This is a genomic window from Ancylobacter sp. TW_SC_1, from assembly GCF_056836805.1.
Genome location: NZ_CM166365.1, coordinates 1,785,582 through 1,800,479, shown reverse-complemented (window position 1 = coordinate 1,800,479; position 14,898 = coordinate 1,785,582). Strand labels below are relative to the sequence as shown.

Genomic DNA, 14,898 nt, shown 5'->3' with positions numbered 1-14,898 from the left:
GGCCGTGCGCTTTCTCTCCATCGGCGAGGCGATGTTGGAGCTTTCCGAGCAGCGGGCGCCGCTCTGGGCGATGAACGTGGCGGGCGACACCCTCAACACGGCCTGGCACTTCAAACGCCTTGCCGGCGACGGCGCCGACGTCGCCTATTTCACCGCTCTCGGCAGCGATCCGTTTTCGGCGCGGATCGAGGGCTTCATCGCGGATGCGGGGATCGAGACCCGCTTCATCCGCCACGAGGCGTCGCGGGGGCCGGGCCTCTACGCCATCTCGCTGCGTGATGGAGAGCGCAGCTTCACCTATTGGCGCGACCGCTCGGCGGCGAAGCTGCTGGCCGATGACGAAGCGGCGCTGGCTGCCGCCTTCGGCTGGGCCGACATGGCCTATCTCAGCGGCATTACGCTCGCCATTCTCGCGCCCGAGGCGCGCGAGCGGCTGCTGGCGGCCCTGGCTTTCGCGCGTGCAGCGGGCGTGACGGTGGCCTTCGATCCCAATATTCGCCCCCGCCTGTGGGAGAGCGCCGCCATCATGCGGGCGACCATCACGCGCGCGGCGAAGGTGGCGAACATCGTCCTGCCCAGCTTCGAGGACGAGGCCCAGCACTTCGGCGATGCCAGCCTCGAGGACTGCGCCCGGCGCTACGACACGGATGGCAACCGCGAGGTCGTCGTCAAGAATGGCGGACGGGATGTAGCGGTCGTTACCGGGGGCAGGTGCATCCACCATGCGATGGCCCCGATCGAGCCGGTGGACACCACGGGAGCGGGGGACGCCTTCAACGCCGGCTGGCTTTCCGCTCGGCTTGAGGGATTGTCACCGGAAGAAAGCCTGGCACGCGCTCACGGGCTGGCCACGCATGTCATTTCGCACAGGGGCGCGCTCGTCTGAACTGGCCCGCACAATGTCGGGGACCGTCATCTTCCACCTCGACGACCGCCATGGCCTGCCGCCTCGACAGGCGTGCGGTGGCCCTTCCCGGCGCGCAGGCCGGCGGGCAGAGAACGACCAGGACGAGCACTGTGTCCGCGCTATATCGCTGCCATGGTGCTCGATCATGGCGCACGCGCGCCCGAGTCGGCTCTGCGAGCGTCAATGCGCCCCTCCCGCTCGGCCGGGCAGCCTCATCCACTGTCGCAGCAGCACCGGCGCGATCAACGCCAGTCCGAACAAGGTCGAATAGAGCTCGGGCGCTACCAGCAGCAGCGCCGCCGCCAGCAGGACGAGGCGTTCCCAGGCCCGCAGGCCGGTCAGCATCCACCCCGAGATGCCGGCGCCGAGGCAGGCGATGCCGATGACGCATCCGGTGAAGGCGAGAGCGAAATCCGGCCAGTTGAACCCTTTCGTCACCAGAAGCAGCGAGGGCGAGAACACGAAGACGAAGGGCACCAGCACCTTGCCGAGGCCGAGCCTGAAGGCGGTGTTGCCGGTTCGGAACGGATCGGCATTCGCCATTCCCGCCGCCGCATAGGCCGCGAGCGCCACCGGCGGCGTGATGTCGGCCAGCACGCCGTAATAGAACACGAAGAAATGGGCGACGATCGGCTCCACACCCAGGAGGCCCAGGGCGGGAGCGGCGATCGTTGCCATGATGATGTAGTTGGCCGTCGTCGGAATGCCGCAGCCCATGAGGATGCAGACGATGCCGGTCATGATCAGCGTGAACAGCAGCGTCAGCGCCTGCGGAGCGGCGAGCATCATCGGAAGGACATCGCTCGCCCATGCCGCCATGGAGGCGGCCGTGGAGGTGACGATGAAGGAGACCTTGAATCCCACGCCGGTGAGCGTGACCACGCCAACGACGATGCCGACGGTTGCCGCCGCCGCGCCGACCGCGAGGGCGTATTTGGCTCCGTCGCGCAGCCCTTCGGCGATGTCGGTCGGGCTCATGCGGTTGCGCGGGTTGAGCAGGCCGACCGCCACGCACAGGGTGATGCCCCAGAAGGCGGCGAGATAGGGCGTATACCCCACCATCAGCAGCGTGATGAGCACGACGAGCGGAATGGCGGTCGGCCAGTCGCGCTTCAGCGCCGCCTTCACATCCGGCATTTCATGCGGTTCGAGGCCCCTGAGGCCGTTCCGCTTCGCCTCGAAATGCACCTGGATGAAGACGCCGAAGAAATGCATGAAGGCGGGAACGATCGCCGCCAGGATGATCGTGGTGTAGGGCAGGTCGAGAAACTCGATCATCAGGAAGGCGGCGGCGCCCATGATCGGCGGCGTGATCTGTCCGCCCGTGGAGGCCGTCGCCTCCACCGCCGCGGCGAAGTGGCGCTTGTAGCCGAGACGGATCATCGCCGGGATGGTGAGTGAGCCAACCGTCACCGTGTTGGCTACCGACGAGCCGGAGATCATGCCGAACAGCGCCGAGCCGAAGATCGACACCTTGGCCGGTCCGCCGGCATAGCGTCCGGCGACCCAGGCGGCGCAGTCGAGAAACAGCTGGCCCAGGCCGATGCGTGTCGCAAATACGCCGAACAGCACGAAGTGAAAGACGTAGGTCGCCACGACGCCGAGGGCGACCCCGTAGATCCCCTGCGTCGTGAGATAGAGATGGTCGACGAGTTGCGGAAAGCTGGCGCCGGGATGCACCAGTATCCCCGGCATGTGCCGCCCCCACAGCGCATAGGCCATGAAGACAAGCGCGATGATCGGCAAGGGTACGCCGAGCGAGCGGCGCGTGGCTTCCAGGAGGGTGAGAATGAGCAGGCCGCCCAGCACGACATCGAGCGTCGTGGGGTTGCCGACGCGGAAGGCGAGATCATCCAGAGGGATGAGCGGAATGTGCATCACCGCCACGACAGCGGCGGCCGCCAGCAGCCAGTCCGGCAGCGCGATGCCAAGAGGACGCAGCAGCCCCGACCGCGCCGGCTGCGCATAGCCCCGCTTGGTGACCGGGAACACCAGGAAGACGAGGCCGAGCACGAAGGACAGGTGAATGCCCCGGTGCATCGTCTCTTGGAGCAGACCGAAGCCGGCCGTGTAATAGTGAAACAGCGACAGCGCGATCAGCAGTCCGCCGACCAGATATCCCGCCCCCGGCGCGAGCGGCCGGAAGCGGATTTCGGGGTCATAGACCTCCTCCAGCGCCCGAACCCTCGCCTCGTCGAGTTCGAGACCCGGATTCGTGCCGGACGGCCCGGATGGTTCCTCGCGAACAGCCATGTCGGCGATGCCGACTGCCCGTTACTTCAGGACGCCCGCTTCCTTGTAGAAGCGCTCCGCACCGGGATGCAGCGGGATGCCGAGGCCCTTCGTGGCGTTCGGAAGGGTGATGAGCTTGCCCTTGGCGTGACCGGCATCGAGCGCGGCGCGCGAGGCGTCGTTCCACAAGACCTTGACGATGTCGTAGATGAGCTGGTCCGGCTGCTTGGCGCTGGTCAGCCATTGCGCATTGACCGAGATGGTGTCGGTCGCGCCGACGCCCTTATAGGTGTCCGCCGGCACCTTGTCCTTGGCGAAGAACTGGTACTGCGCCAGCAGCTTGTCCACTTCCGGCCCGGTAATGGGGACAAGCTCGATGCCCGAGGATGAGGCGAGTTCGGAAATGGCGCCGGTGGGATAGCCGCCCACGAAGAAGAACGCATCGAGCGCGCCGTCGCGCAGCCGGTCGCCGGCGGGGCCGGGCTTGAGATATTCCGGCTTGATGTCCTTCTCGGTCAGGCCATAGGCCGCGAGCACGATACGCGCGTCGACCAGCGTGCCGGAGCCCGGCTCGTCGAGCGCGACGCGCTTGCCCTTGAGGTCCCGGACCGACTTGATATTGGCGCTCTTGGCGGCCACGAGATGGATGGTTTCGGGGTAGAGGGTCGCGATGATGCGCAGATCCTCGACCTTCGGCTTGCCCTCATAGAGGCCCGTGCCGGTGTGCGCCCAATAGGCGACGTCCGATTGCGAAAAGCCCGATTCGAGCGAACCGGACTGGATGGCATTGACGTTCGCCACCGAGCCGTTGGAGGCGACGGCGGTCGCCACGAGGCCCGGAACGCCCTTGTCGCCATTGCCCGAGATCGCATTGGCGATGAGCCCGCCCACCGGATAGTAGGTGCCCGCCGTGCCGCCCGTTCCGATGCGGAAGAAGGTCGGCTGCTGGGCAATTGCGAGGCCGGTCATGAGCGCGAGACCGGCGAGTGCGGCGGTCAGTTTCGATCCGTTGATGAACTTCATGAACTTGCCCTCCTGCCAAATCAGAGCGCAGCATGAGCGAGCAGGCATGCCTTGTCGATCCGCGACGGGCGCGGTTTTTGTCGGAGGAGCCGCCTTTGGCGATCCTGCTCCCGCGCCGCCAGGATCGCCCTGCGACCTCGGCGCGCGCCCCTGTTACCGTCGGCGACCCGAGGGAAGCCCAAGGGCCAGCAAGCCGATCGGCCCCGCCGCGACTAGCGCCCGACCGGCCAATGCGGTGCTCTCCGCCGGCTCCAGCGGACAGCTCGCCGCCGCCAGAACACCGCCTTCAAGGACGCGCTCACGGTTGATTTCCGAGCCATAATGCCCGTGGCGAAACGATGGTCGCAACGCGGTGGCGGCCGCCGCGCCTGCGCCTATCCGCCGGCGAGACCGCGGCAGATGAGGTTGCCTGCCAGCTGGCCGACCGCACTCTGCACCACGGCCGCCTGCTGCGGTGGGAGGCGGTCGTCGAGGGCGGCGAGGGCCGCGCCGAACATCAGCGTGTGAATCGCCTGCTCCCGCACCGTGTCTACGGCCTCACCCGCCGCCAGACGACGTTCATATTCGGCGGTCAGCCGCGACAGGCGCAGCATGTCGTCGGTGAATGCCTGCCAGGCCGTTTGCTGCGCCGGACCAATGCCGGCCTCCCTCCCGATCGTCACCAGGCGCGCAGCCAGGGTGGCCTCCACCCCCGAGGCCGTGGGGGAGGCATCCGCAAGGCTGGGGAGCACCGCGCCAAACTGGTCCGTGCCGCTCCAGCGGGCGTCCAGCGCCGCGACGAGGCCCAGCGCGGCCACCACCGGAACAACCAGTCCACGGCGCAGGAAGGAGCGCGGGGAAATTGCCATGTCATCAGAGCCCACAGGAAGCCGGAGGTAAAATTATCTTCCTATATGTCACGCCAAAAATTGCCAATCCGAGCCATATCTCCAAAATTTATAAACATAAAATCACTTCTCATCGATCATCATCAGGTCGTTTCATGATTTATTACACGGTCAGGTTTTGTTTTTGATCGAACTTGCTATATATTATCGACGTTGTCGTCACGTTGAAACATGTGTATTGCATACTACTATGCCCATGACGCTCATATGAGCATGGACGGACCGCGGGCGTGTGTCTCCGAGCCGGAGGCAAGGAACTGCCGGCTGGCCAGGAAGGAGGGACGATGAGCTTTGGGATGATCGTCAGTTCCGTGGCGTTCGGTGTGTCGTTGATCATCAGCCTGCTCAAGCTGGTGGACTGGCTGCTGCATTCCGAACCTCGTGCCCTCATGCGCATGGGGCGCTACGCGGCGTTCAGCGCGGCGGTGGCGTCCGTCCCCGCGCTCATACTGCTGCTGGCGTTCCAGCAATGGACTGGAGCACTCGCGCTCGGCGCCGGCGTGCTGTCGGGGGCCGTCGCGCTCAACTGGCGTGCGTTCCTGCCGCGCCGCCGCTTCACGCCGCTGTGGTCGGAGATCCCTCCCACGGACGACTTGCGTGGTGACTTCGGACAGCGTCCGCCGGATGCGGAGCTGGCCCGGAGGGCCGCCATCGTGCTCGAAGACTATCTGCGCCATGCCGGGCAAGAGGACATGGCCGCGCGTCTCGAAGCCGGGCCCTCGCGGCCCATGCGGCGCGGCGATGCAATGGCGGACGCCGCCGCGTCGGCGAACCTGCCGGGCGAAGGCATGAGCCCGGAGGAGGCGCTGGACGTGCTCGGCCTCGCCCCCGGCGCCACGCCCGCTGCGGTGCGGGCCGCGCATCGACGGGTCGTGCAACTGGTCCATCCCGACCGAGGCGGCTCCAATTATCTTGCGACCAAGATCAACGAAGCAAAGGACGTGCTGCTTGCGGCAGCGGCGCGCCGCCCGCGCACGCCGCGGACGCGGAAAGCGTCGCCGGAGCGGCCGACCACCACGAACACCTGAACCCGCTGTGGAAGGGCCTCCGCGCGGCGCGGGTCCGGCATCAGTCACCATCGAGCGCCGAAGGCGCACACCAACACGGAGGGAAGCATGAACGACGATCGCCGGCCCACGACGGATGAAGCGCCAGACCGCATCGCCTTCGACCTCCCACCGGCGGACAGCGAGATCGCGCCGGCAGCCAATGCGGTGGAGGCGTTCGTTGCCCGTCGGGCCGAGGTGACGAAGTCCGACCACGCGCACTTCCAGGATTATCTGAAGGACAAGCAGGCGCACGCGCTCGCCGTCCGCGCGGCGGCGGAGGCGGCCTCCCTGCCGTCCCCTGTGGAACCGGCGCAGACGGCGCCGCCGCGGATCAGCCGGCGGGGCGTGTTCAAGGCGGCGGCGGCCACGGCGCTGGTGGGCGAGGCCGCTGTGCTCGGCTATCAGGCGACGGCGAGCGGTGCGCTCGGCGGACTGACCGGCACAGCCCAGGCGCAGGATCCGCAGGGCGCGGCGCTCGCGCAGCCGCAGCAGACGCCGATCGCCCGCGAGCTGATCGATTCTCGCGCCGATTTCGGCGGCCAGAGCCTCGGCAAGTGGGTGGCCGTGCTTCCCACCAAGCTCGGCGGCGGCGCCTATGCGCTGGATCTCAACACCAACCGGGTGCTGGCCTCGATCTGGTACTGGAATTATGGCGACTACAACCCCATCGCCCACCATCTGTGCGCATTTCCCAGCGCCGATCCGTACCGCACGTTCGAATTCGTCAACAGCACCCAGGGCGGCAAGAACGCCCTGATCTACGGCATCCCGACCAACATCACCGAGCCGGCGCCGGGCTTCAACATCTACCGCGTGCGCTATGACGGCGCCCAGATGCAGCTGATGGAGAACGTGTCGGAAACCACGGGCCTTGGCCTTGGCGTGCACGTCACCATCAATCCGAAGGATGCGCAGTCCTATTTCGTAACGGATGGACAGAAGGACATCGCCGCCTGCTTCGACCGCACCACCTCACAGGTGAAAGCGGCACTGAAATTCGACTGGGTGGCCAATTCCAAGCAGTTGGCGCGCGCCTGGCAGGATGGCGGCGTCCTGAAGATTTCCCGGATTCATCCCGATCCCGCCACCGGCAAATACGATTATCTCGGCACCAAGGGACAGAAGATCGAATGGGAGATGGTTCCCATGGGCGAATTGTTCGTCGAGGAGGGCACGCTGCCCGGCGACGACCCCATGGGCCTCAGCGGGGCCGACGGCACCATCTGGCACCCCTCCGGCCGCTGGGCGGCCACCGTGGTCCGGCTGTGTGGCGGCATCGCCATTCTGGATGCCGAGGCCAACTTCGCGCCGGTGGCGTTCCTCCAGTTCAACACCGCCTCGCAGGACCAGTACGAGGTGGTGAAGATCGACGCCGACCATTGGGAAGTGACATTCGACAAGATCCACTCCCCCGGCCACGAGATCGGCTTCTCCCCCGACGGCCGTTATCTGTGCATGATGAACAACCTGCGGGAGAATAATTGCTCGGTCTTCTCCACCGAGGATGCCGACCCACGCAAATGGAAGAAGATTGCCCATGTCGAGGACCCGCTGTGGCGGGGCAAGTACCCCAACCCGTTCCACATGGTGTTCTCACTGGATTCCAAGAAGCTCTACCTCTCCGTCCTTCACCCGGCGCCGGCGGCCAGCGGGATCATGGTGGTGGATACCGACACCTGGACGATCCGCAAGGAAATCCAGGGAATCGGGCCGGACCTGCAGACCCCCGCCATCACCTATGACGGCAAATATGTCATCGTGCCCTTCAGCGGCTTTCAGCGCCTGTCCAGCGGCATTGCGGTGATCGAGACCGCCACCGACACGCTCGTCGGCATCCTGCCGTCCAGCGGGGGACATCATGACTGCGTTATCGTGCCCACGGAACTTGCGCACATGAAGCACACCCGCTCCTGCACGCTGTGATGGCGCACGGGAGGCATCCATGAGCCATGAGGCGGGCGCCGGCCTGCCGGCACCGCCGCGTTGGCTGCTGGCGCGGCTGGCGCTGGAGAATCTCGGCCGCCGCAAGACGCGCACCGGGCTGCTCCTGGCGGCAGTGGCGCTCGCCAGCGCCATCGCCTTTGCCGGGACGGTGACCATGCGCTCCATTGAGACCAGCATGGCGGTGAGCTTCAGCCGGCTCGGGGCCGACCTGATGGTGGTGGCCGAGCAGGCGCTCACCAACATTACCGTGGCGCTACTGACCGTGGAGCCGACGGACCAGGTGGTGGATGCGGACCTTATCGCCCGGGCCCGGCTCTCCGGCATAGCGCGCGTCGCACCGCAGCGGGTGTTGCGCACCGATCGCTCCGGCCAGGGCCTGCATGGCGAGACGGTGGACCTGATCGGCTTCGAGCCGGCGGCGGATTTCACCGTGCAGCCCTGGATATCCGAGCGGCTCGGACGCCCCATGCGACCGGACGATGTGATCCTCGGTGCCGCGCAGACGTTGCCTTTGGGCGCCGAGGTGACATTGTTTGGCCGGTCGTTCCGGGTCTATGCCAAGCTGGCGCCCACTGGCGTCGGACCGCACGAACGCGGCTTCTTCCTCTGGTCCCAGAGCCTCATTGCGCTCGGCCCCGCGGTGCGCGACGCCACCGGCGCTCTGCCGCCCATGCTGGCACCCGACAAGGTGTCCGGCTTCCTGCTCGAACTGGCGCCGGGCGCGAGCGAATTGCAGGTGCGGTTCGCTTTGCTGGCCAAGGTGCCGGGCGTCAAGGTGGTGGCCGGCGGCTCGCTGCTCACCGGCATTCGTCAGGGGCTCGCGGCGCTGCTCGGCGGCACGGTGGTGCTCATGGCGCTGGTGTTCGCCTCCACCGCGGTGCTGGTCGGCGTGCTGTTCTCCGCCATCGTCGCGGAGCGGGGCCAGGAATTGGGCCTGCTCAAGGCCCTCGGCGCGCGGCGGGGGCAGATCGTCGGCCTCACCATGCTGGAGGCGGTGATCGCCACGGGCGGCGGCGGTGTCATCGGCGTGCTGGTGGGCGTGTTGCTGCTGCGACTGTTCGAGCACGCGCTGGTGTTCCACCTCACCCAGATGGGCGTGCCGTTCCTCTGGCTCGACCGGACCTCCACGCTGACGGCGGCGATGGTCTGCGTGCTCGGTGCCGCGCTCATCGGCGCGCTGGGCGCGCTCCTGCCCGCCTGGCGGGCGAGCGCGAGCGAGCCCTATGACCTCATGCGGGGAGACCGATGACGCTCCTCTGCCGCGCTCTCGCCAAGACCTATCGCACCGACCGGGGGGACGTCGCGGCGGTGCGCGGCATCGACCTTGCGGTGCCGGACGGGCGTTTCGCCGCCATCATCGGCCGCTCGGGCTCGGGCAAATCCTCGCTCATGGCCATGGTGGGGGGGCTTGCCCGGCCGAGCGCCGGGACCGTGACCGTGGCGGGCACCGATATCTGGAGCCTGAGCGAGGCCGCGCGCACCCGCTTCCGCAACCAGCGGCTGGGCTTCGTTTTCCAGTCCGCCAGCCTGCTCCCGACGTTGCGCGCCTTGGACAATGCGGCGCTGCCTTTGCTGCTGGCGGGCGGCGCGCGGCGCAAGGAGGCGTATCAGCGGGCCTGCGCCTTGCTCGACGAGATGGGGCTCGGCGCCCATCTGGACGCCTATCCCACCGAGCTGTCCTCCGGCGAGCAGCGGCGCGTGGCCATTGCCCGCGCCCTCGTCCACGACCCTGCCCTGCTGCTGGCGGACGAGCCCACAGCGGACCTGGACGAGCAGACCGAGCGCGAGGTGCTGGCGCTGCTGCGCCAATTGCAGCGCGCGCGCGGGACCACGCTCATCCTGGTCACGCACAATCTCGCACTGGCCGCCGAGGCGGAACAGGTGGTGCACATCGTCGACGGGCAGGTGGCGCCATGACCCCGCCGGTGCCGAGGGATGGCGTGCCGCCGCTTCCGGATCTCGCCGCCTTGAGCGATGGCGAGAAGGACGAGTTGATCGTCAGCCTGTGGGAGACGCTGACCGCGCTGGACGGGAGTGCCGCCGCGTCCGCCCGCGCGGCCCCTGCCCCGGCGCAGCCGGCCGTCGATGGGCGCCGGGCGGAGCTCAGCGCCCGCCTTGCTCAGACCGCGCCGTCGCGGCGCGGCCGCGTCGGCGCCGCCCGACCGGGTGGCGGCGGGGTCTTCGCCTTCCTGGAATGGCGCTGGCTGCAGTTGCTCGTCCTGCTGATCGCGCTCGGCTTCCTGGCCGACTACGCACTCTCCTGGTGGCAGCGCCGTGCGCTGATGATGCAGCAGCAGGCCGAACTGGTGCTGCGCGCGGCGGCGGGGCAAGGGCTCTATGTGGAGCTGATCCGCGTCGCCTACGCCCCCGATGGCGCCGGCTACCGTGCCACCTTCGCCATGCGCAACCTCAACCCTGCGGAGCCGCTCTTCATAATGATGAGCCCGGTGCGGGTGTTCGTGCAGGCGGGGCTCGCGTGGCGCGAGGTGCCGACGACAGCGCCGGAGGGCACGCGCGGGGGGGTGACCAGGCTCGACGGCGAGGCGGAGTATGGCGCCAGCTTCACCGTCGACGTGCCGGGCTGGTCGGAACTCATCCCCGGTTACATGCATGTGCGGATCGAGAGCGACATGCTCATCAGCCGCCGGGCGGAGCCGCAGGACGACATCGCGGCGCGGGCGAACCGCTTCTATGTCTATCTCAAGCCCCTGGGAGCCGACGATGCGGCGATCCAGGCGAGGTCGCATTTCCCCGGTACCCCGCCGGTGTTCATTCCCATGCCGCCGCATTAGGCGTCCGATCCCGGCATGTGCTGGTGCCGCCTTTCCCGGTGAAGGGAGGGAGGCGCTCTGGGGCGGGTTCTTCACGGGCGTGGCCGGCGGCAAGGAGGTTTGCGGCCCTGGGCGCACTCATGATGCCGGGTCCAACGAAACCGGCCTTCCCGCCGCTCATCCTCTCACGATCTGAACCTGCGGGCGATCGCCTCTGTGCTGCGGGCCAGAAGCCCGGTATCGATTCCCACCGCGGTGAACACGCAGCCCGCCGCCATGTAGCGCCGCGCCAGCGTCTCGTCGCCGGTGAGAATGCCCGCCGGCTTGCCGGTGGCGACGATGCGATGCAGCGAGGCCTCGATCAGCTCGACGATATGGGGATTTCCCTGGTCGCCGAGATAGCCGAGGTCGGAAGACAGGTCGCCGGGGCCGATGAACAGCCCGTCAATGCCGGGAACGGCGGCGATGGCCTCGATGTTGTCGATCGCCTGCCGGGTCTCGATCTGCACGAGGATGCAGACCTCCTCATGCGCCCGCTTGTGGTAGTTCGCGACGCGCCCGAAGCGTGAGGCACGGGCCGCACCCGCAAAGCCGCGAATGCCGTCGGGCGGAAAGCGCGTCGCCGCCACCGCCGCCTCGGCCTGCTCGACCGTCTCGACCATCGGGATCAGGAAGGTCTGGGCGCCGATGTCGAGATAGCGCTTGATGATGATGGCGTCGTTCTCGGGCACGCGGACGATGGGGTGCGTGCGGTTCTCCATCATCGCCTGCAGCTGGCCAAGCACGCCGGGTACGTCATTAGGCGCGTGCTCGGCATCGATCAGCAGCCAATCGAAGCCGGAACCGGCGAGGATCTCGGTAGCGGTCGCGCTGGCCATGCTGTTCCAGAAGCCGATCTGCTGCTGGCCGGCCTGGATGGCGCGCTTGAAGGAATTCACGGGCAGGTCCACGGAGGTATCCTCGTTCAAAGGACGACAAAGGAGAGGGTCATTCGGCAAGCGCTTCCTCGCGCTTGCGCAGAACGGCGGGGGACAGCATCGCCAGCAGCAGCATCAGGACGATGCCGAGCAGGGCCGCGCTGATCGGATGGGTGAGGAACACCGAAGGGTCGCCATCGGAGAGCTGCATGGCGCGGCGGAAATTCTCCTCGAGCTGCGGGCCGAGCACGAGGCCGAGCAACAGCGGCGCCGGCTCGACGCCCACCTTGATGAAGAAGTAGCCGACCAGCGCGCAGCCCAGCATCAGCCATACGTTGAAGGCGCTGTTGGAGATGCCGTAGGTGCCGATGCAGCAGAACAGCACGATGGCCGGGAACAGCAGGCGGTAGGGAATCTTCAGCATCGAGACCCACAGCCCGACCAGCGGCAGGTTGATGACCAGCAGCATCAGATTGCCGGTCCACATGCTGGCGATGAGGCCCCAGACCAGCTCGGGCTGTTCGGTCATCACCTGCGGGCCGGGCTGGATGCCTTGCATCATCAGCGCGCCGATCATCAGCGCCATCAGCGCGTTGGAGGGAATGCCCAGCGTCAGCAGCGGGATGAAGCTGGTCTGCGCCCCCGCATTGTTCGCCGCCTCGGGCCCGGCGACGCCCTCGATGGCACCCTTGCCGAAGCGGGAGGGATCCTTCGCCACCTTCTTCTCCAGCGCATAGGCGGTGAAGGGCGGCAGCGCCGCGCCCCCGCCCGGCAGCACGCCGAGCGCCGAGCCGATGAAGGTGCCGCGCAGCATCGCCGGGAACGCCGCCTTCAGATCGGCGCGCGAGGGGACGAGGTCGCGCAGCTTCTGGCTGACCACCCGCCGGACGGTCGGGCGTTCCAGATTGGCGATGATCTCGGCGAGACCGAACATGCCCATGGCGACGGGCACGAAATCCAGCCCGTCCGCGAGCGCCGGAACGCCGAAGGTCATGCGGGCGACGCCGGAATTCACGTCGATGCCGACCGTGCCGACGAGCAGCCCGAGAAAGACCATCGCCAGCGACTTCGCCACCGAGCCGTGGGCGAGGATGACGGCGGCGAACAGGCCGAGCACCAGCAGGCTGAAATACTCGACCGCGGTGAACTTCAGTGCCAGCGCGGCGAGCGGCAGGCTCAGCACCGCGATGACGAGTGTCGCGACCGTGCCGGCGAAGAAGGAGGAGATCGCGGCAATGGCGAGCGCCGGGCCGGCCCTGCCCTGCTTGGCCATCTCATGCCCATCGAGGCAGGTGACGACGGAGGACGTCTCGCCGGGCACATTGACCAGGATCGCCGTGGTCGAGCCGCCATACTGCGCGCCATAGAAGATGCCCGCGAGCATGATCAGCGCCGAGGCCGGGGAGAGACCGAAGGTGAAGGGCAGCAGCAGTGCCACCGTCGGGATCGGCCCGATGCCGGGCAGCACGCCGATCGCCGTGCCGATGACCACGCCGATGAAGCAGTAGATCAGGTTGTTCGGCTGCAGGGCGGTGGAGAGGCCGAGAAGGAGATGGTCGAACAGTTCCATGGCGCGCCTGCGATGCTCACGAGGGCCAGATGGACACGGGCAGCGCCAGCGCCTTGATGAACAGCAGCACCGCGCCGGCGGTCACGGCGAGGCCGAAGACGATGACCTCGAAGAAGCGGCTCTCGCGGCTGGCACAGGCGGCGACGAGGATGGCGGCGAAGGAGGCGAGCGCCAGCCCCGCGCTCTCGATGAGTCCGGCAAACACCCCCACCGCCAGCCCGACGCCGAGGAGCGGCCGCACGTGCACCGGCGCGATGCCGACATGGCCGCGCAGCAGGCCGCGCCCCGCGAAGAAGACGCCGAACACCAGCAGGATCAGCGAGATGGCGCGCGGCATGTAACCGGGCCCCATATCGGCGGCCGTGCCACCGGCGAGCCTCCAGGTGGCGGCAAGAGTGCCTGCCGCCACCGCGATGAGAAACGCGCCGAACAGGACATCCGGCCAGTCGAAGCGGCGATGGGGCACGACCTCTACCGCGCTCAGTTGGTCTTGATGCCGGCGTCGCGGACGATCTCGCCCCAGCTCCTGATGTTGGTCACGAGCCAGTTCTTCACCTCCTCCGGCGAGCCCGGACGCACCGAACCGCCCTGCTCCGCGATCTTCGCCTTGATGTCGGGCATGGCGAGTATCCTGTTCAGCTCGGCGTTCAGCTTCGCCACCACCTCGGGCGGCGTCTTGCCGGTGGTGAGCAGGCCCTGCCAGGTGCCGGCCTCGCCGAGCGGCAGCTTCGCCTGCTTGAAGGTCTCGACATCGGGAAGCGCGGCGAGCCGCTCGTCGCCGGTGACGGCGATGCCGACCAGCTGGCCATTGGTGACGAAGGGCAAGGTCGCGGTCGCGCCGTTGATGATCACGGTACTCTCGCCGGAGACCACGGCGCGCGAGGCCGCCGCGCCCCCCTTGTAGGGCACGTTCTTCCAGTCGATGCCGAGATCGCGGGCCAACGCCACGGCGGTGATGTGGTTGAGCGCGCCGACGCCGGAATTGGCGACCGCAAGCTTGCCGGGATTGGCCTTGGCGTAGGCCACCAGCTCGGCCACGTTCTTCGCCGGCACCGAGGGGTTCACCGCCATCACATAGGGCCCGAACATGACCATGCCGACGGGGGCCAGATCGGTCTCGACATTGTAGGAAAGGTCGGGGAACAGGCTCGGCGCGATGGCGAGCGAGCCGATGTCCATCAACAGCAGGGTGTGGCCGTCGGGGCGGGCCTTGGCGACCGCATCGGCGCCGATATTGCCGGCCGCACCCGGCTTGTTCTCGACCACGACCGGCTGGCCGACGGCTTCGGAAAGCTTGGGCGCGATGAGGCGGGCAAGAATGTCGGACGTGCCGCCGGGCGCGAACGGCACGACGATGCGTACCGGGCGATCGAAGCTCTGCGCGCTGGCGGCGTCGGGCGCGAGGGCCGTCACGAGGGCGGAAAGCGCGAAAGCGGCTGTGGCCGCCTTGAGAATGCGAAGGCTCATTGGCGTTACCTCCAGGGAGTGGCAATGGCGGCGTTGCGCCCTTTCTCGATTGGGAGGCGTCGCAGCCTCCATCGCCAATCTAGCCGCCGGTCGATGCGGCAATGAGTTGTTCTGAGCATCAATCAATGCCA

Annotated in this window: 13 protein-coding genes; 6 read left to right on the top strand and 7 right to left on the bottom strand. The window is 67.7% G+C overall.

Annotated features, from left to right (window positions below; all coding sequences use genetic code 11):
- Positions 1 to 4: 4 nt before the first annotated feature.
- On the top strand, positions 5 to 886 hold the full coding sequence (locus AC1PZ7_RS08250; protein ID WP_482358990.1) for a sugar kinase: 882 nt from the start codon (positions 5 to 7) through the stop codon (positions 884 to 886).
- 201 nt (positions 887 to 1,087) lie between these two features.
- Here the strand turns inward: AC1PZ7_RS08250 and AC1PZ7_RS08245 are convergent, their stop codons facing one another.
- The 3 genes from AC1PZ7_RS08245 to AC1PZ7_RS08235 form a co-directional block, all read right to left on the bottom strand.
- Entirely contained in the window at positions 1,088 to 3,160 is a 2,073-nt protein-coding gene (locus AC1PZ7_RS08245) for a TRAP transporter permease (RefSeq protein WP_482358989.1), read from the bottom strand.
- A 21-nt stretch (positions 3,161 to 3,181) separates the two neighbouring features.
- Positions 3,182 to 4,162: a TAXI family TRAP transporter solute-binding subunit gene (locus AC1PZ7_RS08240; RefSeq protein WP_482358988.1), complete on the bottom strand. Its 981-nt coding sequence runs from the start codon at positions 4,160 to 4,162 to the stop codon at positions 3,182 to 3,184.
- A 374-nt stretch (positions 4,163 to 4,536) separates the two neighbouring features.
- The gene (locus AC1PZ7_RS08235; protein ID WP_482358987.1) at positions 4,537 to 5,010 is read right to left on the bottom strand and encodes a hypothetical protein; all 474 of its coding nucleotides are present in this window, start codon (positions 5,008 to 5,010) and stop codon (positions 4,537 to 4,539) included.
- Between the two features lie 323 nt (positions 5,011 to 5,333).
- On the opposite strand from AC1PZ7_RS08235, the gene AC1PZ7_RS08230 reads away from it, so the two are divergent.
- From AC1PZ7_RS08230 to AC1PZ7_RS08210, 5 genes are all read left to right on the top strand, one after another.
- The gene (locus AC1PZ7_RS08230) at positions 5,334 to 6,077 is read left to right on the top strand and encodes a J domain-containing protein (protein WP_482358986.1); all 744 of its coding nucleotides are present in this window, start codon (positions 5,334 to 5,336) and stop codon (positions 6,075 to 6,077) included.
- Positions 6,078 to 6,164: 87 nt separating this feature from the next.
- Positions 6,165 to 8,021, top strand: coding sequence for a hypothetical protein (locus tag AC1PZ7_RS08225; RefSeq protein ID WP_482358985.1), 1,857 nt, complete (start codon positions 6,165 to 6,167; stop codon positions 8,019 to 8,021).
- 19 nt (positions 8,022 to 8,040) lie between these two features.
- Entirely contained in the window at positions 8,041 to 9,291 is a 1,251-nt protein-coding gene (locus AC1PZ7_RS08220) for an ABC transporter permease (protein WP_482358984.1), read from the top strand.
- A complete protein-coding gene (locus tag AC1PZ7_RS08215) occupies positions 9,288 to 9,959 on the top strand; it encodes an ABC transporter ATP-binding protein (RefSeq protein ID WP_482358983.1) in 672 nt (223 codons plus the stop codon). Before AC1PZ7_RS08220 ends, AC1PZ7_RS08215 begins: the two co-directional genes overlap by 4 nt.
- A complete protein-coding gene (locus AC1PZ7_RS08210; protein ID WP_482358982.1) occupies positions 9,956 to 10,834 on the top strand; it encodes a hypothetical protein in 879 nt (292 codons plus the stop codon). The genes AC1PZ7_RS08215 and AC1PZ7_RS08210 overlap by 4 nt, the downstream gene beginning before the upstream one ends.
- A gap of 164 nt (positions 10,835 to 10,998) precedes the next feature.
- On the opposite strand, the gene AC1PZ7_RS08205 is transcribed toward AC1PZ7_RS08210, so the two are convergent.
- From AC1PZ7_RS08205 to AC1PZ7_RS08190, 4 genes are read right to left on the bottom strand one after another with little or no spacing between them, the layout of a single operon-like run.
- The gene (locus AC1PZ7_RS08205; protein ID WP_482358981.1) at positions 10,999 to 11,763 is read right to left on the bottom strand and encodes an aldolase/citrate lyase family protein; all 765 of its coding nucleotides are present in this window, start codon (positions 11,761 to 11,763) and stop codon (positions 10,999 to 11,001) included.
- A 37-nt stretch (positions 11,764 to 11,800) separates the two neighbouring features.
- Positions 11,801 to 13,300, bottom strand: coding sequence for a tripartite tricarboxylate transporter permease (locus tag AC1PZ7_RS08200; RefSeq protein ID WP_482358980.1), 1,500 nt, complete (start codon positions 13,298 to 13,300; stop codon positions 11,801 to 11,803).
- 16 nt (positions 13,301 to 13,316) lie between these two features.
- Entirely contained in the window at positions 13,317 to 13,766 is a 450-nt protein-coding gene (locus AC1PZ7_RS08195) for a tripartite tricarboxylate transporter TctB family protein (RefSeq protein ID WP_482358979.1), read from the bottom strand.
- Positions 13,767 to 13,780: 14 nt separating this feature from the next.
- Entirely contained in the window at positions 13,781 to 14,767 is a 987-nt protein-coding gene (locus AC1PZ7_RS08190; RefSeq protein ID WP_482358978.1) for a Bug family tripartite tricarboxylate transporter substrate binding protein, read from the bottom strand.
- Positions 14,768 to 14,898 lie beyond the last annotated feature (131 nt).

Coding starts and splice junctions, on each gene's coding strand:
- AC1PZ7_RS08245 (WP_482358989.1), bottom strand. CDS start 3,160: ATGGCTGTTCGCGAGGAACCATCCGGGCCGTCCGGCACGAATCCGGGT.
- AC1PZ7_RS08240 (WP_482358988.1), bottom strand. CDS start 4,162: ATGAAGTTCATCAACGGATCGAAACTGACCGCCGCACTCGCCGGTCTC.
- AC1PZ7_RS08235 (WP_482358987.1), bottom strand. CDS start 5,010: ATGGCAATTTCCCCGCGCTCCTTCCTGCGCCGTGGACTGGTTGTTCCG.
- AC1PZ7_RS08230 (WP_482358986.1), top strand. CDS start 5,334: ATGAGCTTTGGGATGATCGTCAGTTCCGTGGCGTTCGGTGTGTCGTTG.
- AC1PZ7_RS08225 (WP_482358985.1), top strand. CDS start 6,165: ATGAACGACGATCGCCGGCCCACGACGGATGAAGCGCCAGACCGCATC.
- AC1PZ7_RS08220 (WP_482358984.1), top strand. CDS start 8,041: ATGAGCCATGAGGCGGGCGCCGGCCTGCCGGCACCGCCGCGTTGGCTG.
- AC1PZ7_RS08215 (WP_482358983.1), top strand. CDS start 9,288: ATGACGCTCCTCTGCCGCGCTCTCGCCAAGACCTATCGCACCGACCGG.
- AC1PZ7_RS08210 (WP_482358982.1), top strand. CDS start 9,956: ATGACCCCGCCGGTGCCGAGGGATGGCGTGCCGCCGCTTCCGGATCTC.
- AC1PZ7_RS08200 (WP_482358980.1), bottom strand. CDS start 13,300: ATGGAACTGTTCGACCATCTCCTTCTCGGCCTCTCCACCGCCCTGCAG.
- AC1PZ7_RS08190 (WP_482358978.1), bottom strand. CDS start 14,767: ATGAGCCTTCGCATTCTCAAGGCGGCCACAGCCGCTTTCGCGCTTTCC.